The organism is Alkalihalophilus marmarensis DSM 21297, assembly GCF_000474275.2.
Lineage (GTDB): Bacteria > Bacillota > Bacilli > Bacillales > Bacillaceae_D > Alkalihalophilus > Alkalihalophilus marmarensis.
This window is the reverse complement of sequence record NZ_ATAE01000093.1, coordinates 1-25,530: the sequence shown is the minus strand read 5'-3', so window position 1 is coordinate 25,530 and position 25,530 is coordinate 1. Positions and strand designations below refer to the sequence as shown.

The following is a 25,530-nucleotide window of genomic DNA, read 5'->3' as shown; positions in this document are numbered from 1 at the left end:
AAAGAGGGTAAGACAGCAACATGGGAACTAGTACATCTAGCCCCCGCATCGCTTTTTTCTATACTTTTATTCGTTATACGTTTGATTCACTTGATTCAAGATTCAAGTTAAGCTTCTCTGAAGTCTGTTCATCTTCATCATCAAGCTCTCTCATCTCAATCTCTTCCTCGTTACTTGAGAGCATCTTCACGTCCATACCGAGTGATTGAAGCTCTTTGATAAGAACTTTAAATGATTCAGGTACACCTGGCTCAGGAACATTTTCACCTTTAACAATTGCTTCATACGTCTTAACACGTCCGACAACGTCATCAGACTTAACAGTTAAGATTTCTTGTAAAGTGTAAGCAGCTCCATAGGCCTCAAGTGCCCAAACCTCCATCTCACCGAAACGCTGTCCACCAAATTGTGCTTTACCACCAAGCGGCTGTTGTGTAACGAGTGAGTATGGTCCAGTTGAACGAGCGTGAAGCTTATCATCTACCATGTGGGCAAGCTTGATCATGTACATGATCCCTACTGACACACGGTTATCAAACGGCTCCCCTGTACGTCCATCATAAAGGACTGTCTTACCATCACGTGCCATACCAGCTTCCTCTAGTGTACCCCAAACATCTTCCTCATTCGCTCCGTCAAATACAGGAGAAGCAACATGGATGCCAAGTTTACGAGCTGCCATACCTAAATGAAGCTCAAGCACCTGTCCGATGTTCATACGAGACGGTACCCCTAGTGGGTTTAACATGATATCGATTGGTGTTCCATCTGGAAGGAAAGGCATATCCTCTTCTGGTAAGATACGAGAGATAACCCCTTTGTTACCATGTCGTCCGGCCATCTTATCCCCTTGGTTAATCTTACGCTTTTGTACGATGTATACACGTACAAGCTGATTCACACCAGGAGGAAGCTCATCGCCGTCTTCACGGTTAAAGATCTTCACATCTAGTACAATTCCGTCCCCGCCATGCGGTGCACGTAGTGACGTATCACGTACCTCACGAGCTTTTTCACCGAAAATGGCATGTAATAGACGCTCTTCAGCTGTTAGTTCAGTAACCCCTTTTGGTGTAACTTTACCAACAAGAATGTCGCCGTCTTTTACTTCAGCACCTACACGGATTATTCCTCGCTCATCTAAATTCTTAAGCGCGTCTTCACCGACGTTTGGAATATCGCGAGTAATTTCTTCAGGTCCAAGCTTCGTATCACGAGCTTCTGACTCATACTCTTCAATATGAACCGATGTATATACGTCATCTTTTACAAGGCGCTCACTTAAAATGATCGCATCCTCATAGTTATAACCATCCCATGTCATGAATCCAACAAGTACGTTACGGCCTAATGCCATTTCTCCGCTTTCCATTGATGGACCATCAGCAAGGATCTCACGCTTTTCAATCACATCGCCTTCTCGAACGATCGGACGTTGGTTGTAGCTTGTACCTTGGTTCGAGCGAATGAACTTTTGAAGACGGTATTTGTCAAGGTCACCCTTCACTTGTTTACCATCTACTTCTTCAGTTCTGCGAACCCAGATTTCTTTAGCTGTTACACGCTCTACTACCCCAGGATGCTTCGATACAATCGCAGCACCTGAATCTTTAGCAGATACATGCTCCATACCTGTACCAACAAGCGGTGCCTCAGGAATAAGAAGAGGAACAGCTTGACGTTGCATGTTCGCTCCCATAAGTGCACGGTTGGAGTCATCATTTTCTAAGAACGGAATACATGACGTCGCCGCTGAAACTACCTGCTTAGGAGATACATCCATATAATCTAAACGCTCACGTGGAACAACAGTGTTCTCCCCACGGAAACGAGCAATGATATTATCATCTACAAATGATCCATCATCAGATAGACGAGCATTTGCCTGAGCGACAACATAGTTATCCTCTTCATCTGCTGTTAGATAATCAATTTGCGCTGTAACTTTTCCAGTCTCAGGATCCACACGACGGTACGGTGTTTCCATAAACCCAAATTCATTTACCTTCGCATAAGAAGATAATGAGTTAATCAATCCAATGTTCGGTCCCTCTGGAGTTTCAATTGGACACATACGACCATAGTGAGAGTAGTAAACGTCACGTACTTCAAATCCAGCACGCTCACGTGTTAAACCACCAGGCCCTAATGCGGATAGACGTCGCTTATGTGTCAACTCAGCTAACGGGTTCGTTTGGTCCATAAATTGAGAAAGCTGAGAGCTTCCGAAGAACTCTTTAATAGAGGCAATAACCGGACGGATATTGATAAGAGCTTGAGGCGTAATCATATTCGGATCTTGAATAGACATACGCTCACGAACAACACGCTCCATACGAGATAAACCGATACGGAATTGATTTTGCAGTAATTCCCCTACTGAACGAAGACGACGGTTACCTAGGTGGTCGATATCATCTGTATCACCAACACCATGCAGTAAGTTAAAGAAGTAGTTAATAGATGCGATAATATCAGCTGGAGTGATATGTTTCACTTCACGCTCTACTAAGCCATTACCGATAATACGGATGACTTGCTCACCCTCTTGGTCATCTGGAGCATAGATCTTAATAGATTGGAGATCAATTTCGCTGTCTTCTACTACTCCGCCTGATGCACGAGCTGTACGGAAACCAATGTTATTTTCTAAGTTAGGCAGAATACGGTCTAGCGTACGACGGTCTAGAAGCGTGCCTTCCTCAGCAATTACTTCACCCGTTTCAGGATCCACTAACGTTTCTGCTAAACGCTGGTTGAATAAACGGTTTTTAATATGAAGCTTTTTGTTAATCTTGTAACGACCAACATTCGCTAGATCATAGCGCTTAGGATCAAAGAAGCGAGAATCAAGCAAGCTCTTTGCATTTTCTACTGTTGGCGGTTCACCCGGACGAAGACGCTCATAGATTTCAAGCAATGCCTTTTCCGTGCTATCTGTATTATCTTTCTCTAGGGAATTACGAAGATACTCATCTTCACCTAATAGATCAATGATCTCTTGATCAGACCCAAACCCTAAGGCACGCAAAAGAACCGTCACTGGAATCTTTCTTGTGCGGTCAATACGGACATACACAATGTCCTTCGCATCGGTTTCAAGCTCTAACCATGCTCCGCGGTTTGGAATAACAGTAGCGGTGAAACCTTTCTTCCCATTCTTGTCAGTCTTTTGACTGTAGTACACACTTGGAGAACGTACTAACTGAGAAACGATAACACGCTCTGCCCCGTTAATGACGAATGTGCCAGTCTCTGTCATTAATGGGAAGTCACCCATGAATACTTCTTGTTCCTTTACTTCACCAGTCTCTTTATTAATAAGACGGACTTTAACTCGTAAAGGAGCAGCGAACGTCACATCACGCTCTTTTGATTCATCTACCGGGTATTTGGGCTCCCCTAGACTGTAATCAATAAACTCTAAAACTAAATTTCCTGTGAAGTCTTGAATCGGGGAAATGTCTTGGAACATTTCTCTTAATCCCTCATCAAGAAACCATTGATAAGAAGCTGTTTGAATCTCAATTAAGTTTGGCAACTCCAACACTTCGTTAATTCTTGCATAGCTTCTACGTTGGCGGTGGCGTCCATACTGAACAAGTTGACCTGTCAACTGATTCACCCCTCAAATCTCGCGTTATAGTATCTAAAAATGGCTTCATCTACTCTCTCCCTATAGATCAATAAGAAAAGATTGCAGATTAAACATTTTTATAGATTGCGTACATACTTATACTGCCGTATTTTCACACGACTCATATAAGCTTAAAGCTTGTATTACCTGACATAGTCTTCACGCACAAAAAGAAAAAATGGCTTCGTTTAATAAAACCACATTTTCCATCCATTCGTTCGATTATACTAGTATAACCATATTTCTCCAATGCTATACAGAATAAAAAAAGATAGACTTTACGAAAAATAGGTAGTTATACGCATTAAATAACAATATCACAAAGTAGATACTCAGTCAATTTTTTTTGCAGATAAAATGAAGTATCCCTTTTTCTTTTCTACTACTTCTACATTTCCAAATAACCCTTCAATCTTCTCCATTGCAGAAGGAGCACCTTGCTTCTTTTGAATAACGACCCACAGACAGCCTCCATCTTTAAGACGCCCATGTGCCTGTTCAAAAATCTCGTGAACCACTTTCTTACCGGCACGAATAGGAGGATTAGTTAAGATTGCAGCATACTGGTTGCCTTTCACTTGGCCGAGCGTGTCACTTTCATAAATGTCCACGTTCGATATACCGTTATTCATAGCATTTTTTCGAGCAAGATCTAATGCTCTCACATTTACATCTACCATATGAACTTCGCGCTCTTTATCGATAGAGGCAACTGCTAGACCAATCGGCCCATATCCACAACCGACGTCTAATAGCGCCCCGCTCACTTCAGGCATTGTAAATGCATCGATTAAAAGACGACTCCCAAAATCCACTTCCTTCTTTGAAAAGACCCCTCTATCAGATGTGAATCTGTACGTCTTCCCTTTCAGTTCAAATGACCATGTTTTTTCATCACTTTCCACTTTAGGATCATTTGAATAATAATGACCAGACACTTATGAATCCCTCACTTTCATCAACACTTCTATCACCTATTTTGATCTCATTTACTAAAATCAAAACCTGTTATTTAGAAGAAAAAAAGACCCGCATAGATGCGAGTCTTTTTTGAAGATTTATTACTTAACTTCTACAGAAGCGCCAGCATCTTCAAGTTTAGCTTTCATTTCTTCAGCTTCTTCTTTAGCGATACCTTCTTTAACTGGAGATGGAGCACCATCAACTAAAGCTTTAGCTTCTTTAAGACCAAGACCAGTGATTTCACGAACAACTTTGATTACGCCGATTTTTGAACCACCAGCAGAAGTTAGGATTAGGTCAAATTCAGTTTGCTCAGCAGCGCCACCGTCAGCAGCTCCACCTGCTACAGCTACAGGAGCAGCTGCAGTTACACCAAATTCTTCTTCGATTGCTTTAACAAGGTCGTTAAGTTCTAAAACAGTCATTTCTTTAACTGCTTCAATGATTTGTTCTTTAGTCATTTTGAAATCCTCCTATATAAATAAGTTTTTTAGTTTTTGTAAAACATTAGCGAACAAGCGTCAGCTTACGCGCCTTTTTCTTCTTTTTGCTCTGCAACAGCCTTCGTAACTAATGCGAAACCACGCATTGGAGCTTGAAGTACGTTCGCAAGCATAGAAAGTAGACCTTCGCGTGATGGAAGTTCAGCAAGAGCTTTGATTTCTTCAACCGAAGCAACGCGTCCTTCAATAACACCAGCTTTGATCTCAAGAGCATCATGCTTCTTAGCAAATTCGTTTAGCACCTTTGCAGGAGCAATTACATCCTCTGCACTGAAAGCAACAGCGTTCGGTCCAACAAGCTGTTCGTTAAGCTCAGAAAGCTCAGCTGCATCAGCTGCACGACGAGTTAAAGAGTTTTTGTAAACTTTGAACTCAACGCCTGCTTCACGAAGCTGCTTACGAAGTTCAGTTACTTCAGCTACGTTAAGACCACGGTAGTCAACAACAATAGTTGCTTTATTATCACGTAGCTTATCAGCGATATCAGATACGATTTGTTTCTTTTGTTCTAGTACGCTCATCCTTACACCTCCCATGGTTTTTATACCATACCGTCAAGAAGCGAATATAAAAAGCCCCCATGTAGACATGAGGGCATTATTGATGTCAGTTACACTGAATCTATAAGCTTACCTCGGTAGGAAATTAAGCAATCGATGCACCTACTGTCTACGGTATGATGTTCATTTTTATCTTAGTCGTGCCAAAGCACTCTTAAGAGTATACTTTACTAATTATTGAAAGTCAATAATTACTTTGCAATTGATGAAGCGTTAACGCGTACACCAGGTCCCATAGTTGATGCTACAGCAACATTCTTCATGTATGTTCCTTTAGCAGCAGAAGGTTTTGCTTTCACTAATGTTTCAATAATAGTTGTGAAGTTCTCAACAAGTTTTTCTGTTTCGAACGATACTTTACCGATTGGTACGTGGATGTTACCAGCTTTATCAACACGGTATTCTACTTTACCAGCCTTGATTTCATTAACAGCTTTTTGTACATCAAATGTTACTGTACCAGTCTTAGGGTTTGGCATTAAGCCTTTTGGTCCAAGAACACGACCAAGCTTACCAACTTGTGCCATCATGTCAGGAGTTGCTACGATTACATCAAACTCGAACCAACCTTGGTTGATCTTGTTGATGAAATCCTCATCACCTACATAATCAGCGCCAGCAGCTTCAGCTTCTTTCGCTTTTTCACCTTTAGCAAATACAAGAACGCGTTGAGTTTTACCTGTTCCGTTTGGAAGAACAACAGCTCCACGGATTTGTTGATCTGCTTTCTTAGGGTCAACACCTAGACGTACAGCAACTTCAACTGTTTCATCGAATTTAGCTGTAGCAGTTTTCTTTACTAATTCAATTGCTTCGTCAGCAAGATAAGCCGCATCGCGGTCTACTAGCTTTACAGCATCTTGATATTTTTTACCTTTTTTAGCCATGCTAATTTCCTCCTCGAATGTGGTTTTAGCGGTAGTACCTCCCACTATTAAAGGTTGCGAACCTAAAACTTAGGTAAAGAGGGGTTTCCTCATCGCAACCTCCATAAAAAAACAATGTTACAAATTAGTCTTCAATCACGATACCCATGCTACGTGCAGTACCTTCAACCATACGCATAGCTGCTTCAACATCAGCTGCGTTTAGGTCTGGCATCTTCGTTTCAGCAATCTCGCGTACTTTATCACGCTTAACTGTTGCAACTTTCTTAATGTGAGGCTCACCAGAACCTGACTCGATACCAGCAGCCTTCTTAAGAAGAACAGCAGCAGGTGGAGTTTTAGTGATGAATGTAAACGAACGGTCTTCAAATACCGTAATTTCTACCGGGATGATAAGACCCGCTTGATCTGAAGTACGAGCGTTAAATTCTTTACAGAATCCCATGATATTAACACCTGCTTGACCTAATGCAGGACCAACCGGCGGCGCTGGATTAGCTTTACCAGCAGGAATTTGTAATTTAACCATTTTAATTACCTTTTTAGCCACGTGACACACCTCCTTAGTCCGTGATGTGGTTATCCGGGTGTCTACACCCTCCCACTCAAAAAACGGATGCAATCATGCACCCGATGGTTCATGTAGTAAAACCATTATCAAACATGAAGATTTTATCACCTTCAGAGATAACTTTCAAGTTTTTTTGAATTAAATCTTTTCAACTTGATCAAATTCAAGCTCTACCGGGGTTTCACGACCGAACATATTTACATGCACTTTAATCTTTTGTTTGTCCAAATAAATTTCTTCAATCGATCCGATAAAGTTAGCAAATGGACCTTCCTTCACCTTAACTGATTCTTTTAATTCAAAATCAAGATCAGCTTTAGGCTCACTTACACCCATTTGTTTCAAGATCGCTTCTGCTTCTTCAGGTAATAACGCTGTAGGTTTTGAACCCGCACCCGAAGAGCCGACAAAGCCAGTTACTCCAGGTGTGTTACGTACAACATACCATGAATCGTCTGTCATGACCATCTCAACAATAACATAACCAGGAAATACCTTTTTTGTCACTTGCTTTGTTTTCCCGTTTTTCACTTCCGTTTCTTCTTCAACAGGAACAAGCACTCGGAAAATTTTGTCAGTCATATCCATTGACTCAACACGTTTTTCCAAGTTTGCTTTTACTTTATTTTCATAGCCTGAATACGTATGAACCACATACCAATTTTTCTCCATGTTTAATAGGACGGTTTTGTCCTTCCCTCCTTCTCTCAAACCATACTTAACCAAGACTGAAAGCTATCCCGCTGGTTTATCCGAGTAATAAACGAACAGCAGAAGAGATTCCGTAGTCTACAATTGCAAAGAAAACAGTAATAAACGCAACCGTACCAAGAACCACCCAAGTGTAGCGAGTTAATTCTTTACGCGTAGGCCACGATACACGTTTCATCTCAAGTACGACATCTTTAAAAAACTTACCAATGTTCTTTTCGCCGCCAGCCATGGCAGACACCTCCAGCACCAATCAATATAGACAAATAAATGCGTATCTATTCCGAAATTGTTTATGTGAGCACATAAACAAGACCAAACCAACGTCCCATCCATAGGCAAAGCTTGTCTTATTTTAGAGGCTTTACCGTGAAGCAAAACTTTTCACCTTTGTCTTTTTATTTCTATATCCGCTCAAGTTTTTATATAGAGTTAATATATCTGCTTAAGTTTCATCCAAGTCAAGGTGTAAAAAAAGCCAAAAAAAGAACCGCTCCATCTGTATTACTTGGTTTCACGATGAAGAGTGTGCTCATTGCACAACTTACAGAACTTCTTCACCTCAATGCGGTTAACGTGAGTTAGTTTATTCTTTTGAGTTGTATAATTTCTTGAATGACAAATCTCACAGGCTAGTATTACTTTATTACGCATCAGGCACCTCCGTACAGCTGTATACACACTCTTTAACTGTAGCATAGCAGCTATTAAGTGTCAATTGCTTCTAGTGATACCAACTGATTGGCTGATAGATTCACCACTTCAAGTACTACAAGAAAAAGAACCTGGTTGACATAGAACCAGGCTCTAGTGCTCCTTATAGCGTAATACCTTTTAACTCTACGTAACGCTCTAGCTTACGCTTTACACGCTGCAAGGCATTATCTATTGATTTTACATGACGATTTAGATCCTCAGAAATTTCTTGATAGGACCTTCCATCGAGGTAGTGCATTAACACTTGTCGCTCGAGTTCACTCAAGATCTCCCCCATTTTAAGCTCGATATCTTCAAACTCTTCTTGGTTGATTAATAGATCTTCTGGATTGGTTACTCGACTTCCACAGATTACATCCAATAATGTACGGTCTGACTCTTCATCATAAAGCGGCTTATCAAGTGAAACATACGAGTTAAGCGGAATATGCTTTTGTCTCGTAGCTGTCTTGATTGCGGTAATGATTTGACGGGTAATACATAGTTCTGCAAATGCCTTGAATGATGCAAGCTTGTCCCCTTTAAAATCTCGGACAGCTTTGTAAAGGCCTATCATACCTTCTTGGACAATGTCCTCATGATCTGCCCCTATCAAAAAGTACGACCGAGCTTTTGCTCGTACAAAATTCTTGTACTTGTTGATCAGAAACTCTAGAGCACCACTATCCCCCATACGCACTTGTTCCACTAACACATCATCATCAACTTGATCATAATTGAGCTTTGTTACCGTTTCTTGAAGGTCCATGTGCACGACAATCCCCCCGACCTTGGATGTTGTCCAAATTATACGATAATTATATAGCACAGATTTCCAGCCGGTCAACCACTCATCTGCCGCCTCGACGCCATCTTTCAAAAATTTCAATTATTTCTTCATTTAGCGGCAGTTTTGTCGAATCTCGCTTTTTTCGTGTAGTTTCGACACTTTCTTCAATCCCCTTATCTGCCACTTCAAGTTCAATTAATAACTCTCTGGCTGACTTCCTTAATGCACCACTTCCAAAGATTAGTGATTGCTCTGTAAAGTCAGAAGTAGCTACATGAATTCTTGTATCAATTTGTTTCAGATCAAGCACAAGTCTCTCGATTCGTTCATCTGCAGTTTCATTTTCTTTCGTATAGATCACATCCACACGATAGTTAAGATACTGCTTCCCAATTCCTGCAACCATATGAGCATCAAAGATGACCTTCACCTCATACCCAGTAAAAGCTTGATACTCAGCCATCCGCTCAACGAGACGATCACGCGCCAGAGCGAGATCACGATCCTTTAATGCTCTCAGCTCCGGCCATGCTCCAATCATGTTGTAACCATCTACAAGGAGAATATCTTTCATTTTACTTGCTTCCTAATGGATGACGTCTTCTATACACTTCATACATCAAAAGGCTCGCTGCAACCGATGCATTAAGGGAAGTAACTTGTCCGACCATTGGAATCTGAATCAGAAAATCACATTTCTCTTTAATTAAGCGGCTGATTCCTTTCCCCTCACTGCCAATCACTAACCCAATCGGCATATCAAATGAAGCTTGACGGTAATCCGCACTCCCTTTTGCATCTGTGCCGGCAAACCATAAGCCTCTCTTCTTCAAATCATCCATCGTTCTTGCAATATTAGTGACGCGTACCACCGGGATATACTCAATCGCCCCGGTTGAAGCTTTGGCAACTGTCTGCGTGAGGCCGACTGCACGACGTTTTGGGATAATAATTCCGTGTGCACCTGCAGCATCAGCTGTCCGCATGATAGAGCCTAAATTATGAGGATCTTCTATTTCATCTAGAATAAGAAAGAAAGGCTCTTCCCCGCGTTTTTCAGCAAGTGCAAACAAATCATCCATCTCAGCATATTCATAGGCAGCAATCGAAGCAACAACCCCTTGGTGATTTGAGCTGTCTACTAACTGCTCAAGCTTTTTCTTTGGAGCATTTTGGATTAGGACGCCTTGCTCTTTTGCCAGCTGCACAACCTTAGTCATTTGTCCTTTATTGGACCCCTCTGCAATCCAAATTTTATTAATAGCATGTCCTGCGCGAAGAGCCTCAATGACCGGATTTTTCCCTAAAATAAACTCCTGTTTCATACTCTCACGCCTCCTTCCATTTACTTTTATTATTTATTTTTCATCCAATATAGCAACGACCTTTTCCATCACTTGATCTAATCGTGCATTTTCACCTTGTAAATAAAGATAGCCAAGCACAGCCTCAAACCCGGTAGAATAGCGATACGTATTAGCATCGGTATTCTTTGGGATCGAGCCTGACTTTGCATTGCGGCCGCGCTTTAGCACGGCCTCTTCTTCCGTTGTAAAAAATTCTTCATCTAATAAGGAGTAAACCACTTTGGCTTGTGCTTTAGCTGATACAAAGCGCGTTGCTTCTACGTGCAGCCGATGCGGTCTTACTTTACCTTGCGCAATAAGATAGTAACGAATATACATATCTAATACCGAGTCGCCCATATAAGCAAGCGCTAATGCATTAAGCTGTGTTAAATCTGTATTCGGTTCTATTAATTTCATCTTAACCTCGTTTCCACCTAACACCTTGCGCAGTGTCTTCAAGCAAAATACCTTGATCCTTCAGCTGATCGCGAATCTCATCTGCACGCTTAAAGTTACGCGATTTACGAGCTTCATTACGCTCTTCAATCAAGGCTTCTATTTCTGTATCTAAAAGTTCTGCTTGGGTACGCACCACAATCCCTAGAACACCTGCTAACTCATCAAATAAAGCGATGAATGCCTGCAAGACTTCTTTAGATGTTTGTTCTTCACGCAAGTAACGATTCGCCTCTTTAGCAAGGTCAAACATGACTGAAATGCCGTTTGCGCTATTAAAATCATCGTCCATTTCATTGATAAACGTTTCTTTCAGCTGCGAAATTTTCGTTAACCATTCTGCTTTCTCTCCGTAATCAGCCGATTCCCCTAAGCGGTGCTCTAAGCTTGAAACAGCCGTGCGAAGACGCTCTAATCCATTCTTAGCTCCATCTAGCAGCTCGTCGCTGAAATTAATCGGGCTGCGATAGTGAGCAGTCAGCATGAAGAAACGTACGACTTCTGCAGAATGCTGTCGAATAATATCATGTGCTAAAACAAAATTACCGAGTGATTTCGACATTTTTTCGTTATTTATATTAATAAATCCATTGTGCATCCAGTAATTTGCCATCGTTTTTCCAGTTAAAGCTTCCGATTGGGCGATTTCATTTTCATGATGGGGGAAAGATAAATCTTTTCCGCCGGCATGAATATCGATCGTATCGCCTAAATATTTCTTCACCATCGCAGAGCATTCAATATGCCAGCCTGGACGGCCATCTCCCCACGGACTCTCCCAAGAAACTTCTCCTTCTTTAGCCGCTTTCCACAATACAAAATCAAGCGGGTCTTCCTTTCGCTCATCTACTTCAATTCTCGCACCAGAGCGAAGGTCATCTATCGATTGAGAAGATAGCTTGCCGTAGCCTTCAAATTTCTTGGTACGGAAATAAACATCTCCCCCCGACTCATAAGCGTATTCTTTTTCAATTAATTTAGCCACAAAGTCAATAATTTCTGGAATCGTCTCTGTTACACGAGGGTGTTTATTAGCCTTTTTGACTCCGAGTGCGCACGTATCATTGTGATATTCTTCAATGAAACGATTCGCCACAGCGAATACGTCTTCTCCAAGTTCGTGAGCAGCACGGATGATTTTATCATCTACATCTGTGAAATTAGAGATAAATTCTACCTCATACCCGCGATATTCTAAATAACGTCTGACCATATCATAGACAATCGGCGGTCTTGCATTACCAATATGGATGTAGTTATACACGGTAGGCCCGCACACATACATCTTAACTTTCCCCTCTTCCATCGGTACAAATGTTTCTTTTTTCTTTGTTAAGCTGTTATATAGCTGAATCGCCATATGATCGACTCCTTCAACTGTTAATCATTCATTAGTTTTATTAATCGTTAATTACTATTTTGATTGTCTTTGTTCTTCTAGCTGCTTACGCAGATCGCGAACCTCATCTTCTAACTCTTTTAATTTATCGGCTATAGGATCTGGTAATAGATGATGATTTAAGCCGTGTTCTACTTTTACTCCATCTTGAATAACAATCTTTCCTGGTATCCCTACTACGGTTGAATTAGGAGGTACAGGCTTTAATACAACCGAACCTGCTCCTATACGAGCATTCTCTCCAATTAAAAATGATCCTAACACTTTAGCACCAGAGGCAATCAATACACCATCTGCTATAGTCGGGTGGCGCTTGCCTTTTTCCTTCCCTGTTCCACCTAATGTTACACCTTGGTAAATCGTCACATTATCCCCGATCTCACAAGTCTCCCCAATGACAACACCCATGCCGTGGTCAATAAATAACCTTTGGCCAATGACTGCTCCAGGATGAATTTCAATTCCGGTGAAAAAGCGACTGATTTGTGATTGCAATCTTGCTAAGAAGTAAAACTTCTTTTTCCACATCCAATGAGCGAGCCGGTGTGACCAGATCGCATGAACTCCTGAGTAGGTAAAAATCACTTCTACCCGACTTCTAGCAGCAGGGTCCTGACTAAACACCACATCTACATCATTCATGAGCGTTCGTATGATTTTTCTCATCGCTTCTCCTCCCCCTTTGAAAATTATCTCTTTTTATAAAAATAAAAACGCCCCTGTGCAGTATATGCACAGAGGCGCCTAGCGCGGTTCCACTCTGTTTTAGTAAAAGGGAGTATCCCTCACACTATCTCTATGGCATATAACGACGCCACTCGCTTTCCCCTACTAAACCGGAGTGATTCAGAGAAAGGCTCAAGGGTGCATGTTCAGAAATCATTGCTTAAACCACTTTCAGCCGATGATGGTTCTCTCTAAAAAGCAATTATATTCCTTACTTTTCCCTCTCAACACGATAACACTATTTATAAAAGACTTTTAAGGCGAGCTGTAACGACTGCTTTGCCTAGAAGTTCAATTGAAACTAAAAGATCTGGACCATGCGTCTGGCCGGTTGTTGCTACACGGATTGGCATGAAAAGATTCTTGCCTTTTTGGCCTGTCGCTTTTTGAGTCGACTTAATAGCAGCCTTAATCTCTGCAGCTTCAAATATGTCAAGCTCTTCAAGTTCACTTAAGAAATGCTTCATCACTTCAGGTACTTGCTCTTCATCAAGTACTTTTTGTGCTTCTTCATTATAATCAATTTCTGCCTTAAAGAACAACTCTGTTAACTCAACAATTTCTGCACCGTAATGGAGTTTTTCTTGATGCAGGCTTACTAAGCGTTTCGTCCACTCAAGACGCTCTTCGTTCATATCTTCAGGCAGTCTTCCTGCTTTCTCTAGATGAGGAATGGTCAGCTCAAGAACTCTCTCTAGCTCTGCTTCTTTAATGTACTGGTTATTCATCCACGTCAGCTTATCTGTGTCAAATACAGCAGGAGCCTTTGCTACACGGTCAAGCGAAAATTGCTCTCCTAGCTCTTTCATAGAGAAGATCTCTTCTTCTCCGACTGGTGACCAGCCAAGTAATGATAGAAAGTTCACAATGGCTTCCGGCATGTAACCAAGCTCTTTATATTGTTCCACAAATTGAATAATTGACTCATCACGCTTACTCATCTTCTGACGATTAGGATTTAAAATTAATGATGCATGAGCAAAACGAGGAGTTTCCCAGCCAAATGCTTGATAAAGCATTACTTGGCGTGGTGTATTAGATAAATGCTCCTCACCACGAATGACATGTGTGATCTTCATTAAATGATCATCAACTGTTACAGCAAAGTTATACATCGGCACGCCGTCTTTTCTTGCAATAACGAAATCACCAATGCCGTCAGACTCAAATGTTACTTTCCCTCTTACCGCATCATCAATCACAATATCCTGACCCTCAGGCACGCGGAAACGAACAACAGGCTTGAGGCCCTTTTCTTCGTATGCTTTACGCTCACTTTCAGTCAAGTTACGATCACGACCGCTGTATTTAGGCGTTTCGCCACGTGCAAGCTGCTCTTCACGCTCTGCTTCTAACTCGCTTTCCGTCATATAGCAGTAATACGCTTTGCCTTCATCAATAAGCTTTTGAATATATTCTTTGTATAGGTCAATACGCTCCATACAGCTGTAAGGACCATATTCGCCTCCTACGTCAACACTCTCATCCCACTCAATTCCAAGCCACTTCAAACTGTCCATTAATTTTTCTGTCGCAGTCTCTACATTGCGAGCTTGATCTGTATCCTCAATGCGAAGAATAAACTTTCCGCCTTGGCTTTTTGCAAATAAATAATTAAATAATGCCGAGCGGGCACCACCAATATGTAAATGCCCCGTCGGACTAGGAGCAAAACGTACTCTCACTTCACTACCCATTTCATGCACCTTCCATTTCTAAAATAGTATGCTTTTTATTGTAGCATTGTTCCTATAATCCTGCGTTACTCTTTTTAGACTTACCTAAAAGAATTAAGATGACTTTGTCAAAAGCACCGTTGCTAGTGAAGCAATCCCTTCACCGCGACCTGTGAAACCAAGCTTCTCGGTAGTTGTGGCTTTCACGTTAACTTGGCTGATATCTGCTTCAAGGAGCTCCGCAATGCGCTGTCTCATGTCATTTATATGAGGAGCCATTTTGGGTTTTTGGGCAATGATCGTGCAATCAATATTGCCTAATTCATACCCCTTCTCCTTTACAATTCCCCATACATCAGTTAAAAGTTTCGCTGAATCTGCATCTTTAAACTCAGGGTCAGTATCTGGAAAATGTTTGCCGATATCACCTTCAGCCACTGCTCCAAGAACAGCATCCGCAATGGTGTGAAGCAGCACATCTGCATCAGAGTGACCAAGCAAACCTTTCTCATACGGGATTGTGATTCCGCCGATAATGAGAGGTCTTCCTTCTACTAATTGATGCACATCATATCCTTGTCCTATTCGAATCATCCTATACTCTCTCCTTATGTGCCAATATCGCTTCTGCAAAAAGCAGATCTTCAGGGGTGGTAAGCTTTATATTTGTATAATCGCCTTCAACAATCGTCACTGACCTGCCTGCCCATTCAATAAGGCTCGCATCATCTGTACCTAATTGATTCGCATCCTCTGCCTTATCATGTGCTTCTTTTATTGTAACTAGCTGAAAAGCTTGCGGTGTTTGAATCGACCATAGTTCAGAGCGGTCCATCGTCTCCACCACTGTCATATCTCTTACTCTTTTTACCGTGTCTTTCATAGGTACAGCTACGGTTGCAGCCTTATCAATTGCCGCTGCTTGCACAAGCCGGTGAATGACTTCCTGCTTGATAAAAGGTCTGGCCCCGTCGTGAACTAATACGATTTCTTCTTTTTCCTCATCCTTCATGTCAAAAATAGTATCAATTCCGCATTTTACACTTTGCTGGCGCTCTGTACCTCCGTCAACCAATTCAATCGGCTTCTCTCCCTTAAAAGTAGAGATTAACTTCTCCATTTCGCGGCGATCATCTTTATTAACTACAAGAATAATGCGTCTGCACCATGAGTCTTCTATAAAAACACGAAGCGTATGGCCAATAATCGGCTCATTCTTAAGAAAGATAAATTGTTTATTCTTTCCTGCCCGCATTCTTTTCCCTTGTCCTGCAGCAGGAATGACTACACTATAGTTCATGTTTGTATACCTCTACTTCTCCTCGATGCAATAAAAGACAAAACTACTGCCGCGGCATCATTTTATTGCCTTTTATTTTATCATGATTTTTGGAATACACGCATAAAATTTGCCATGATTAATCAGCCACCCTACCCGTAATGAAGCAAAAGAGTAAGTTAACCTAAAAAAGAAAAGCACCTTCCATCTGAATCAACGCTTAGAGGCAGGTGCTTCATCCATTTATTTACAAAGCTTTTTCTAACAGTTTAGGTTTTGCGAAAATCATACGCCCTGCGCTGGTTTGCAGAACACTTGTAACCACTACATCAAGATTCTTTCCTATATGATCACGTCCGCCTTCTACGACAATCATTGTGCCGTCATCTAAATAAGCGACGCCTTGATGCTGTTCTTTTCCATCTTTAATCACTTGAACATTCAGTTCTTCACCTGGAAGAACAACTGGTTTAACAGCATTCGCCAGGTCATTAATATTTAAGACCGACACACCTTGCAGTTCACAAACTTTATTCAAATTGAAATCATTTGTTACAACTATACCTGAAGAAAGTTTAGCTAATTTCACAAGCTTACTGTCAACCTCTTGAATCTCTTCAAAGTCACCTTCATAGATCTCAACATTTATCGGTAATTCTTTTTGGATTTTATTTAAAATATCTAATCCTCGGCGGCCTCTATTGCGCTTTAATACATCTGAGGAATCAGCAATATGCTGGAGCTCTTCTAAGACAAATTCCGGGATCACTAAAGTCCCTTCTAGAAAACCTGTCTTGCAAATATCAGCAATGCGGCCATCAATAATGACACTCGTATCAAGAATTTTCAGCTGACTGCCGCTAGCACGCTCTTCCTCTTCTTTCTTTTTATCTTTTCCTATGTTTCGCGTGAACAGATTAATTAATTCATCACGCTTCTTAAAACCAATCTGGAAACCGAAATACCCTAAGAATATCGTTACAAAGATAGGAACAATCGTACTTACGACAGGGATTTGAATAACATTTAGAGGAATACCTATTAAATACGCAACAATTAGTCCAATAATCAATCCCATCGAGCCAAATAAAACATCTGTAACAGGAGCTTTGACAATCGCTTCTTCTACAAGTTTCATAAGATTTACGATATAGTCAGCTAACCAGAAAGTCGTAACAAACAGAATAACGGCTCCAATTACAGCACCTGCATAAGGACTCATTAACCAAGCTGGCGTTTCACCAAAGTTGATCACCTGAATCAGTTCAGGAACAAATAAAAACCCTAAGGTCCCACCCATTAAAATGAAAAACAATTGCACAATCCATCTCAGCATTCAGCTTCACCTCCTTCAATTATTATAGACAAGTTTCCATAATTGAAACCTAGCAAACTTAATTTCACATAAAATTCCATGATAAAATGTTACTTAAAACGTAACAAACGAATAAAATTCTGTCAATTCAGATAACTTAACTACCCTTAGATATGACGGTCTACAAACAACTGTTCTTGAATCCTTTGAAGACCATCTTTTATCATTTTAGCACGTGCTTCTCCGATCCCTTCGACTTCATCAAGTTCCTCGATACTCGCAAACATGATGCTCGATAAATTGCCGTATTTATCAATCAGGTTATTAATAATTGCTGGCGGGAGTCTTGGGATTCTGTGCAGGATCCGGTACCCTCTTGGTGACACGGCTTGTTCTTGAACATTCACATTTTTCCCGTATCCGAGTACCTTCACAATTTCATGTTCATCAAGCAGATCTTCTGTCTGAGACTTTGTCAGTTCTCGCAACGTATCGAACTCATCTTGCTTTCTATCCTTCACATAATCTTTCAGCAGGTAAATCGCTTCTTTTTCGATATTTGATACCAGTTCATTCAACTGCATAGTAATCAATCTGCCCTCATCACCAAGTTCATTGACGTAATTCAAGATTTCTCTTTTAATCCGCAGCACCATCTGCACTCGGTGAATTACTTGAGTTACCTCATGGAATGTAACCAGCTGTTCAAATTCTAATGCTCCTAAGTTTGTTATCCCTTGGTCAAGAACCACTTTATACTTTTCAAGTGTTTGAATCGCTTGGTTTGCCTTCGTTAAGATAACCCCAATATCTTTTAGAGAATAGCGATTTTCTCCTTGATATAGAGTGATAACATTACGGCGCTGAGAGATCGAAATAACAAGGTTTCCCGTTTGTTTTGCTACACGTTCTGCTGTTCTATGGCGGATTCCTGTTTCATTTGATTCAATCCCGTTATTAGGAACAAGCTGAGTGTTCGCATACAAAATACGTTTTCCATCCTCGCTTAAAATGATGGCACCGTCCATTTTAGCCAGCTCATATAAGTAAGCAGGGGAGAAATCACAATTTATAAAGAAGCCCCCATCTACAATATTCATCATCTCATTATTATAACCAAGAACAATTAAGCCCCCTGTTTTAGCTCGAAGTACATTATCGATTCCTGCACGTAGAGCAGTACCAGGGGCTACCAGTTTTAATACACTCTGAATAAAGCCCTCTTTTTTCCTTTCATCCATACGACTTACCTCCCTAAAGCTACCTCAAGCGCACGCTCTAACGTTGGTACGCCTACTACTTGAATCTCTTTTGGAACACTCCAGCCTCCAAGATTCTTCTCAGGTATAATAGCACGCTTAAACCCTAATTTAGCTGCCTCATTCACACGCTGTTCAATCCGTGACACCCTACGTATTTCGCCGGTCAATCCAATCTCTCCGATCGCCACATCTGTTGGGCTTGTCACTTGGTTACGGAAGCTAGATGCGATACTTAATGCAATCGCTAAATCAATAGCAGGTTCGTCTAAGCGAACACCGCCTGCTACATTAAGGTAGGCATCTTGATTCTGTAGCAAGAGACCTACACGCTTTTCTAAAACAGCCATTAACAGTGATACACGGTTATGATCAATTCCTGTTGCCATTCTTCTAGGATTCCCAAAACTGGTTGGAGAAATAAGTGCTTGCAGTTCGACTAATACAGGCCTCGTACCTTCCATTGATGCGACAACGATCGATCCTGCTGCTCCTTTTGAGCGTTCCTCTAAGAATATCTCAGAAGGATTCAACACTTCTTCTAATCCTAATTCCTTCATTTCAAAGATCCCCATCTCATTCGTCGAACCGAAACGATTTTTCACAGCACGAAGAATTCGATATGTATGATGACGCTCTCCTTCGAAATATAAAACCGAATCGACCATATGTTCAAGAAGCTTCGGCCCAGCTATCGAACCCTGTTTGGTCACATGACCTACGATAAAGATCGCAATCCCGCGTGTCTTTGCTATTTTCATAAAGGCTGCAGTACACTCTCTTACTTGTGCCACACTTCCTGGTGCAGAGGCAATCTCATCTTGGTAAACGGTTTGAATGGAATCGATAATGACGAGGGCTGGTTCGACTTGATCAATAGCTCGTTCAATAAAGCTTAGATCTGTCTCAGCTAATACATAAAGGTTAGATGATGATACATTTAATCGATCAGCCCGCAGTTTGGTCTGCTTTACAGATTCCTCACCAGAGATATAGAGGACTTTCTCATTTGTAGCAGCGAGCTTCGCTGATAATTGGAGTAATAGAGTAGACTTGCCTATTCCGGGGTCACCGCCTACTAATACAAGCGAGCCAGGTACAATCCCTCCGCCGAGTACACGATTTAACTCGACCATCGTCGTGCTCATTCTAGCTTCTGTTTCACTAACAATGGTTGTGATCGCTTGCGGTTTCGTCCCTTGGGCTGCCCCTGAAGTGACATAACTCCGGCTAGATTGTTTGGCACTTGGCTCAAACTCTTCGACCATGGTGTTCCAGCCTTGACAACCAGGACATTTCCCCATCCACTTGGCTGATTCATAGCCGCATTCCTGACAAACGAACTTTGTTTTTTTCTTTGCCATTACCCTTCCTCACTTCCTTACTTCTTCTACTCTTATTGTAACAGAGATAGGAGACAAACGTGAAAGAGGAGGTACTACTATCTCTATGGTGAAAAGCCGAGGGATTATGTCTGTCCCTCGGCTTTTCTTTCCCGAATTTAGTCGATTATTTATACTTGCGCACTTTCACGCGTTTCTACAACAAGCTCATCATCTTTCACATCAATGATCGCCTTCTGTCCTTTGAAGATCGTTCCTTTAAGAAGTTCTTCTGAGAGGCGGTCTTCTACTTGCTTTTGAAGCGCACGGCGTAATGGACGCGCACCGTACTCCGGATCATAACCAAGGTCAGTAATCTTATCTTTTGCAGCCTCAGTAAGTTCAAAATCAATGCCCTGCTCTTTCAAGCGCTGCTTTAATTGATCTGCCATTAATGTGATGATTTCACGCACATGCTTTTTCTCTAGTGAATGGAAGACAATAATTTCATCGATACGGTTAAGGAATTCAGGGCGGAAGCTTCGTTTAAGCTCAGCCATCACCTTTCCTTTCATATCTTTATACTCTTGCCCTTCACTTTCCGTTGTAAACCCAAGATACTTATTACGTTTTAACGTACTAGCACCAACGTTGGATGTCATGATGATTGCTGTATTGCGGAAGTCTACCGTACGGCCTTTAGAATCTGTTAATCGTCCATCCTCAAGCACTTGCAATAAAATATTAAATACTTCCGGGTGAGCTTTTTCAATTTCATCTAAAAGAATTACAGAGTATGGCTTGCGACGAACTTTCTCTGTTAACTGTCCACCGTCTTCATGTCCTACATATCCCGGAGGAGAACCTACTAAACGGCTCGTTGCGTGCTTTTCCATATACTCAGACATGTCGATACGAATCACTGCATCTTCATCTCCAAATAATGTCTCGGCTACTGCACGTGCCAATTCTGTTTTACCAACACCAGTCGGCCCTAGGAATATAAATGAACCAATTGGACGTTTAGGGTCCTTTAAGCCTGCACGAGCACGCCTTACTGCTTTAGAAATAGATATAACAGCTTCTTCTTGGCCTACTACACGCTCATGAAGAATTTTCTCCATCTTAAGCAATCTTTCTGTTTCTTCCTCAGCTAGCTTTGATACAGGAATTCCAGTCCAGCTAGCAACGACTTGGGCAATATCTTCAACGACAACTTCGGTATCCTCTTGCCCTTGCTTTTTCTTCCACTCGTTCTTCATCTCTTCAAGTTCTTCACGCAGACGCTGTTCAGTGTCACGAAGAGAAGCTGCTTTTTCAAATTCTTGGCTTTGAACGGCAGCATCTTTTTCTTTACGCGTTTCTTCAAGACGACCTTCAAGCTCTTTTAAGTTTGGAGGTGCTGTGTAAGAACGCAGTCTCACTTTTGAAGCAGCCTCGTCAATTAAATCAATGGCTTTGTCAGGTAAGAAACGATCTGAAATGTAGCGATCTGACATTTTAACAGACTCTTCAATCGCCTCATCTGTAATTGTTACACGGTGATGTGCTTCGTAACGATCACGGAGACCTTTTAAGATTAAGATCGACTCCTCTAGCGTCGGCTCATTTACTTGAATTGGCTGGAAACGACGCTCAAGCGCTGCATCTTTTTCAATATACTTACGGTATTCATCAAGAGTTGTCGCACCGATACATTGAAGTTCTCCACGTGCTAGTGAAGGCTTTAAGATATTAGAAGCGTCAATGGCACCTTCTGCTCCACCTGCACCAATTAATGTGTGCAGCTCATCAATGAATAAAATGACATTACCCGCTTGACGAATCTCATCCATCACTTTCTTTAAACGGTCTTCGAATTCACCACGATATTTTGTACCAGCTACTACCGTACCCATATCGAGTGTCATCACACGTTTGTTGCGAAGTGTTTCAGGAACTTCATTTGCAACAATAGCTTGTGCTAATCCTTCAGCAATCGCCGTTTTACCAACACCAGGCTCCCCGATTAAAACAGGGTTGTTTTTTGTACGACGGCTGAGTACTTGGATTACACGCTCAATCTCTTTACTTCGTCCAATAACAGGGTCAAGTGACTCTTCACGGGCAATAGCAGTTAAGTCTCTTGCTAAGCTGTCAAGTGTCGGCGTGTTAGCATGAGTAGCACTTCCTCCTTGTTGTGAAGAGCTGCCAACCTCATTGCTGCCTAGTAACTGCAGTACTTGCTGACGTGCTTTATTGAGGCTTACACCAAGATTATTTAATACTCTTGCTGCAACACCCTCTCCTTCTCTAATTAACCCTAAAAGGATATGTTCTGTGCCGACATAAGAGTGTCCAAGCTTTCTCGCTTCATCCATAGAAAGCTCAATTACCTTTTTGGCACGGGGTGTATAATGAATCGTTTTAGACCCTTCTTGGCCTTTTCCGATTAAAGTCTCTACTTCTTTTTGAATTTTTTCTGAACCTAATCCAAGGGCTTGCAACGCTTTAGCAGCAATTCCTTCTCCTTCTCTAATCAGACCGAGCAGTACATGCTCTGTACCAATATTATTATGACCTAATCGAATGGCTTCCTCTTGTGCTAATGCTAATACCTTCTGAGCTCGTTCTGTTAAACGTCCAAACATCATTGGCGCCACCTCCACGTTTATTCGTTCGTATCGTTCTCAAGTTTTAATCGTTCACGGATGAGAGTTGCACGCCGCTCATCTCGTAAATCCGGCGATAACACTTCGCCTGCGTACTGCTGCAAAAAGCCCGGCTGAGTTAGGATCATTAACTCATTTAAAATATTTGCAGAAACATTCTCAAGCAGACCAACATCAATACCTAATCTGACATCAGACAATCGCTGAGTAGCTTCTTTTGATTCAATTACTCGACTATAAGAAAGGATCCCGTAAGAGCGGTACACCCTGTCTTCTAGCTGTAATTTCGAACTTTGCATTAACACTTCTCGTGCTGCACGTTCTTGTTGAATCAACTGCATCACTACATCTCGCAGGTCTTCAACGATATCTTGTTCAGATTTTCCGAGAGTTAATTGGTTTGAAACTTGAAATAGGTTACCTAAAGCTTCGCTACCTTCCCCGTAAATTCCTCTAACAACTAATCCTAATTGATTAATTGCCGGTAAAATTTTATTTAATTGACGAGTCATCGCAAGCGCTGGAAGGTGCATCATCACTGAAGCTCTTAACCCTGTCCCAACATTTGTCGGACAGCTGGTTAAATAACCTCTTTTTTCATCAAAAGCATAGGTCACTCTTTCTTCAATCCAATCATCCAATCTACTAGCTGCCTCTAAACCTTTCGTTAATTGAAACCCAGGAAAAAGACATTGAATTCGAAGATGATCTTCTTCATTAATCATAATACTTACCGACTCATCTTCACTGAGGATCACAGCACCGTGTTTTGATTGCTCCGCTAAGTTGGGGCTGATCAAGTGCTTCTCTACTAAAACTCTTTTTTCGTTAGCTTTTAAATCTTCCATTAAAACAAGTTCAAGCGGACCAGTCTCTTGGTTGTCCTCTGTAAGCAATGACTCTTTAACCTGCTTTACTACTGCGCTTGATTCTTCCATGGTAGCTAACAAAGGGAACTTATATTCTTTTAGGTTTCTTGCTAATCTTATTCGGCTGCTCAAGACAATATCCGAATCTGCACCATCTTTTTTCATCCAAGGACTAATTGCTTCTGAGATAAATTTCTGGAGTGACATCCTCTCACCCCTCTCCTTGATTCTTTTTTTGTTCTTCAAGCGCTCGAATTTGGTCACGGGTCTCTGCTGCCTGCTCAAATTCTTCACGTTCAATGTACTGCTTCATTTGAGCTTTCAATGAGTCAATTTCTCGTTGAAGCTGAATTCCTCCGCCTACTCTTACGGGAATCTTTCCAGAGTGAGTGTGGTTTCCACTATGTACCCTTTTTAGAATAGGGTCCAATTTATCTTCGAAACTCTTATAGCAGGCCGCACAGCCAAATCTTCCGGTACGGGTGAACTGTTCATACTTCATTCCGCAATTTTGACAAATCAGCTCTTTAGGTCTATTAACCTTATCTTGACTTGTATTTATAGGTTTATCTAAATGAAGCAGCCCAGATAGTAATTGGTGAATAGAGAAGCTGTTAGAGCCTGGGATGTGCTCTCCTTTTTCTCTTGCACAATGTTCACATATATGAAATTCTGCTTTTTTCCCGTTAACAATTTTCGTAAAATGCAATGTCGCCTCTCTTTCATCACATTCTTGGCATTTCATCGCATAACACCTCACTCACTTTTCGATATTAAACAGGTTTGATAATAGACAGTTATCGATTAAAGGAAGATCGATTAAGGTAAGTCTTTTAACGAATTTCTATTAACGGTCTTGTTTATAAGTTAATGTTTCGAGCATTGCTTTTATAAGGTTTGCCCTTATTTCATCTCGATGAGTAACCGTTGTTTGGAATAATGATCGGTCTACTACACTTACCATAAGATTTGCTTCCCTTTTAGAGATAGCCCCTTCTTCTAGAAGCCGTAGTATCACATTTTCTGCTGTTTGTTGATCAATTTTTGTTCCAATTACATTCATGACCTGTTCGAAGAGAGCTAGATCGTCATGAGGCTTCACTTTAATAATTCGAATATACCCGCCACCGCCTCGTTTACTTTCCACAATATAACCTTTTTCTATTGTGAAACGAGTACTAATCACATAATTAATTTGAGAGGGCACACATTCAAATTGTTTTGCTAATTCGCTTCGTTTTATTTCAAGCAAATCATCTTTACTTTTCATTAAAGTTGACTTAAGGTAATTTTCAATAATATCCGATATGTTCCTCAATCATAGACGCCTCCTCTCTTCCATTTTGACTTTGACTATCTTTGACTTTGAAAATATTATAATCAATCTGTTGTAAAAGTGCAACTATTTGACGTCACACAAGCTAGTATAGCCAATGACTCATCAATCTCTACATGGAATATGTAATTGGTTAAGTAATTCTTTCTCTATTCCCTATATATGAATAGAATAATCATTATTATTTCGAATCAGTTGAAAGGTTTTTAATTTTAGAAAGTAGCTCATATACGAGATATTTTAGATAGAGGCAGGATTGAGGAGGATGGTATGCGCCGATTTAATGAGTAATTGCGTTGGTTGAATGGAGGATTGCGCCGGGGTTTCGTGTAATTGTTCAGGTTCAGAGGCTCATTGCGTCAAAGATTGTTTATTGCGCCTGATGAGCAGCTATTTGCATCAGTAGAAAGCGGAATAGTACCTGCTTTGCTGTTTATTGCATTAGTTGACGGGCGAGGAGATCTGCTAGGCTTAGCTCATAAGTGGTCCTTCGCTGTTTATGCATACTAAAAAACACAATCCTAATGGATTGTGTTTTATCTGCCTGGCAACGTCCTGGCTCACCCTTTCTCTTC

Annotated in this window: 26 protein-coding genes and 2 other annotated features; of the genes, 1 reads left to right on the top strand and 25 read right to left on the bottom strand. The window is 41.2% G+C overall.

Annotated features, from left to right (window positions below):
* Positions 1-73 precede the first annotated feature (73 nt).
* The 25 genes from rpoB to A33I_RS19685 all read right to left on the bottom strand — a co-directional run bounded on the left by rpoB (position 74) and on the right by A33I_RS19685 (position 24,937).
* Entirely contained in the window at positions 74-3,616 is a 3,543-nt protein-coding gene (gene rpoB, locus A33I_RS19805; RefSeq protein ID WP_022630048.1) for a DNA-directed RNA polymerase subunit beta, read from the bottom strand.
* Between the two features lie 353 nt (positions 3,617-3,969).
* On the bottom strand, positions 3,970-4,575 hold the full coding sequence (locus tag A33I_RS19800; protein ID WP_022630047.1) for a class I SAM-dependent methyltransferase: 606 nt from the start codon (positions 4,573-4,575) through the stop codon (positions 3,970-3,972).
* Positions 4,576-4,698: 123 nt separating this feature from the next.
* Positions 4,699-5,061, bottom strand: a complete 363-nt coding sequence (gene rplL / locus A33I_RS19795; RefSeq protein WP_022630046.1) for a 50S ribosomal protein L7/L12 — start codon at positions 5,059-5,061, stop codon at positions 4,699-4,701.
* A gap of 65 nt (positions 5,062-5,126) precedes the next feature.
* The gene (rplJ, locus tag A33I_RS19790) at positions 5,127-5,624 is read right to left on the bottom strand and encodes a 50S ribosomal protein L10 (protein ID WP_022630045.1); all 498 of its coding nucleotides are present in this window, start codon (positions 5,622-5,624) and stop codon (positions 5,127-5,129) included.
* Between the two features lie 38 nt (positions 5,625-5,662).
* Positions 5,663-5,796, bottom strand: a sequence feature (ribosomal protein L10 leader region).
* 58 nt (positions 5,797-5,854) lie between these two features.
* Entirely contained in the window at positions 5,855-6,595 is a 741-nt protein-coding gene (gene rplA, locus A33I_RS19785; protein WP_075683995.1) for a 50S ribosomal protein L1, read from the bottom strand.
* A 79-nt stretch (positions 6,596-6,674) separates the two neighbouring features.
* Positions 6,675-7,100, bottom strand: a complete 426-nt coding sequence (rplK, locus tag A33I_RS19780; protein ID WP_012957124.1) for a 50S ribosomal protein L11 — start codon at positions 7,098-7,100, stop codon at positions 6,675-6,677.
* Between the two features lie 159 nt (positions 7,101-7,259).
* The gene (gene nusG, locus A33I_RS19775) at positions 7,260-7,793 is read right to left on the bottom strand and encodes a transcription termination/antitermination protein NusG (RefSeq protein WP_012957123.1); all 534 of its coding nucleotides are present in this window, start codon (positions 7,791-7,793) and stop codon (positions 7,260-7,262) included.
* A gap of 76 nt (positions 7,794-7,869) precedes the next feature.
* On the bottom strand, positions 7,870-8,064 hold the full coding sequence (gene secE / locus A33I_RS19770; RefSeq protein WP_022630044.1) for a preprotein translocase subunit SecE: 195 nt from the start codon (positions 8,062-8,064) through the stop codon (positions 7,870-7,872).
* A gap of 272 nt (positions 8,065-8,336) precedes the next feature.
* Positions 8,337-8,486: a 50S ribosomal protein L33 gene (gene rpmG, locus A33I_RS20470; protein WP_012957121.1), complete on the bottom strand. Its 150-nt coding sequence runs from the start codon at positions 8,484-8,486 to the stop codon at positions 8,337-8,339.
* A 163-nt stretch (positions 8,487-8,649) separates the two neighbouring features.
* Entirely contained in the window at positions 8,650-9,297 is a 648-nt protein-coding gene (gene sigH / locus A33I_RS19760) for an RNA polymerase sporulation sigma factor SigH (protein ID WP_022630042.1), read from the bottom strand.
* An 82-nt stretch (positions 9,298-9,379) separates the two neighbouring features.
* Positions 9,380-9,892, bottom strand: coding sequence for an NYN domain-containing protein (locus tag A33I_RS19755; protein ID WP_022630041.1), 513 nt, complete (start codon positions 9,890-9,892; stop codon positions 9,380-9,382).
* A 1-nt stretch (position 9,893) separates the two neighbouring features.
* Positions 9,894-10,643, bottom strand: a complete 750-nt coding sequence (rlmB, locus tag A33I_RS19750) for a 23S rRNA (guanosine(2251)-2'-O)-methyltransferase RlmB (protein WP_022630040.1) — start codon at positions 10,641-10,643, stop codon at positions 9,894-9,896.
* A gap of 33 nt (positions 10,644-10,676) precedes the next feature.
* On the bottom strand, positions 10,677-11,084 hold the full coding sequence (locus A33I_RS19745; RefSeq protein WP_012957117.1) for a Mini-ribonuclease 3: 408 nt from the start codon (positions 11,082-11,084) through the stop codon (positions 10,677-10,679).
* 1 nt (position 11,085) lies between these two features.
* Entirely contained in the window at positions 11,086-12,483 is a 1,398-nt protein-coding gene (gene cysS / locus A33I_RS19740) for a cysteine--tRNA ligase (RefSeq protein ID WP_022630039.1), read from the bottom strand.
* Positions 12,484-12,537: 54 nt separating this feature from the next.
* A complete protein-coding gene (gene cysE / locus A33I_RS19735) occupies positions 12,538-13,188 on the bottom strand; it encodes a serine O-acetyltransferase (RefSeq protein ID WP_022630038.1) in 651 nt (216 codons plus the stop codon).
* A gap of 67 nt (positions 13,189-13,255) precedes the next feature.
* Positions 13,256-13,485: a binding site (T-box leader), on the bottom strand.
* Between the two features lie 5 nt (positions 13,486-13,490).
* Complete coding sequence (gltX, locus tag A33I_RS19730) at positions 13,491-14,945, bottom strand: glutamate--tRNA ligase (protein WP_022630037.1); 1,455 nt, start codon at positions 14,943-14,945, stop codon at positions 13,491-13,493.
* A gap of 93 nt (positions 14,946-15,038) precedes the next feature.
* Positions 15,039-15,518 (bottom strand): 2-C-methyl-D-erythritol 2,4-cyclodiphosphate synthase, encoded by a 480-nt coding sequence (gene ispF, locus A33I_RS19725; RefSeq protein ID WP_022630036.1) that lies wholly within the window; start codon positions 15,516-15,518, stop codon positions 15,039-15,041.
* Position 15,519: 1 nt separating this feature from the next.
* A complete protein-coding gene (gene ispD, locus A33I_RS19720) occupies positions 15,520-16,224 on the bottom strand; it encodes a 2-C-methyl-D-erythritol 4-phosphate cytidylyltransferase (protein ID WP_022630035.1) in 705 nt (234 codons plus the stop codon).
* A 226-nt stretch (positions 16,225-16,450) separates the two neighbouring features.
* Positions 16,451-17,539: a PIN/TRAM domain-containing protein gene (locus A33I_RS19715; RefSeq protein ID WP_022630034.1), complete on the bottom strand. Its 1,089-nt coding sequence runs from the start codon at positions 17,537-17,539 to the stop codon at positions 16,451-16,453.
* A gap of 146 nt (positions 17,540-17,685) precedes the next feature.
* On the bottom strand, positions 17,686-18,759 hold the full coding sequence (disA, locus tag A33I_RS19710; protein WP_012957110.1) for a DNA integrity scanning diadenylate cyclase DisA: 1,074 nt from the start codon (positions 18,757-18,759) through the stop codon (positions 17,686-17,688).
* 5 nt (positions 18,760-18,764) lie between these two features.
* Positions 18,765-20,141, bottom strand: a complete 1,377-nt coding sequence (gene radA / locus A33I_RS19705; protein WP_012957109.1) for a DNA repair protein RadA — start codon at positions 20,139-20,141, stop codon at positions 18,765-18,767.
* A 149-nt stretch (positions 20,142-20,290) separates the two neighbouring features.
* Positions 20,291-22,732 (bottom strand): ATP-dependent protease ATP-binding subunit ClpC, encoded by a 2,442-nt coding sequence (gene clpC / locus A33I_RS19700; RefSeq protein ID WP_012957108.1) that lies wholly within the window; start codon positions 22,730-22,732, stop codon positions 20,291-20,293.
* Positions 22,733-22,749: 17 nt separating this feature from the next.
* The gene (locus tag A33I_RS19695) at positions 22,750-23,826 is read right to left on the bottom strand and encodes a protein-arginine kinase McsB (protein ID WP_022630032.1); all 1,077 of its coding nucleotides are present in this window, start codon (positions 23,824-23,826) and stop codon (positions 22,750-22,752) included.
* Between the two features lie 4 nt (positions 23,827-23,830).
* Positions 23,831-24,364: a protein-arginine kinase activator protein McsA gene (locus A33I_RS19690; protein WP_022630031.1), complete on the bottom strand. Its 534-nt coding sequence runs from the start codon at positions 24,362-24,364 to the stop codon at positions 23,831-23,833.
* A 102-nt stretch (positions 24,365-24,466) separates the two neighbouring features.
* Positions 24,467-24,937 carry a CtsR family transcriptional regulator gene (locus tag A33I_RS19685; RefSeq protein ID WP_022630030.1) on the bottom strand — a complete coding sequence of 157 codons (471 nt, stop codon included), beginning with the start codon at positions 24,935-24,937 and terminating at the stop codon, positions 24,467-24,469.
* A 351-nt stretch (positions 24,938-25,288) separates the two neighbouring features.
* Here A33I_RS19685 and A33I_RS20995 point away from each other — a divergent pair, with 351 nt between their 5' ends.
* Positions 25,289-25,465, top strand: coding sequence for a hypothetical protein (locus A33I_RS20995; protein WP_022630029.1), 177 nt, complete (start codon positions 25,289-25,291; stop codon positions 25,463-25,465).
* Positions 25,466-25,530: the final 65 nt, after the last annotated feature.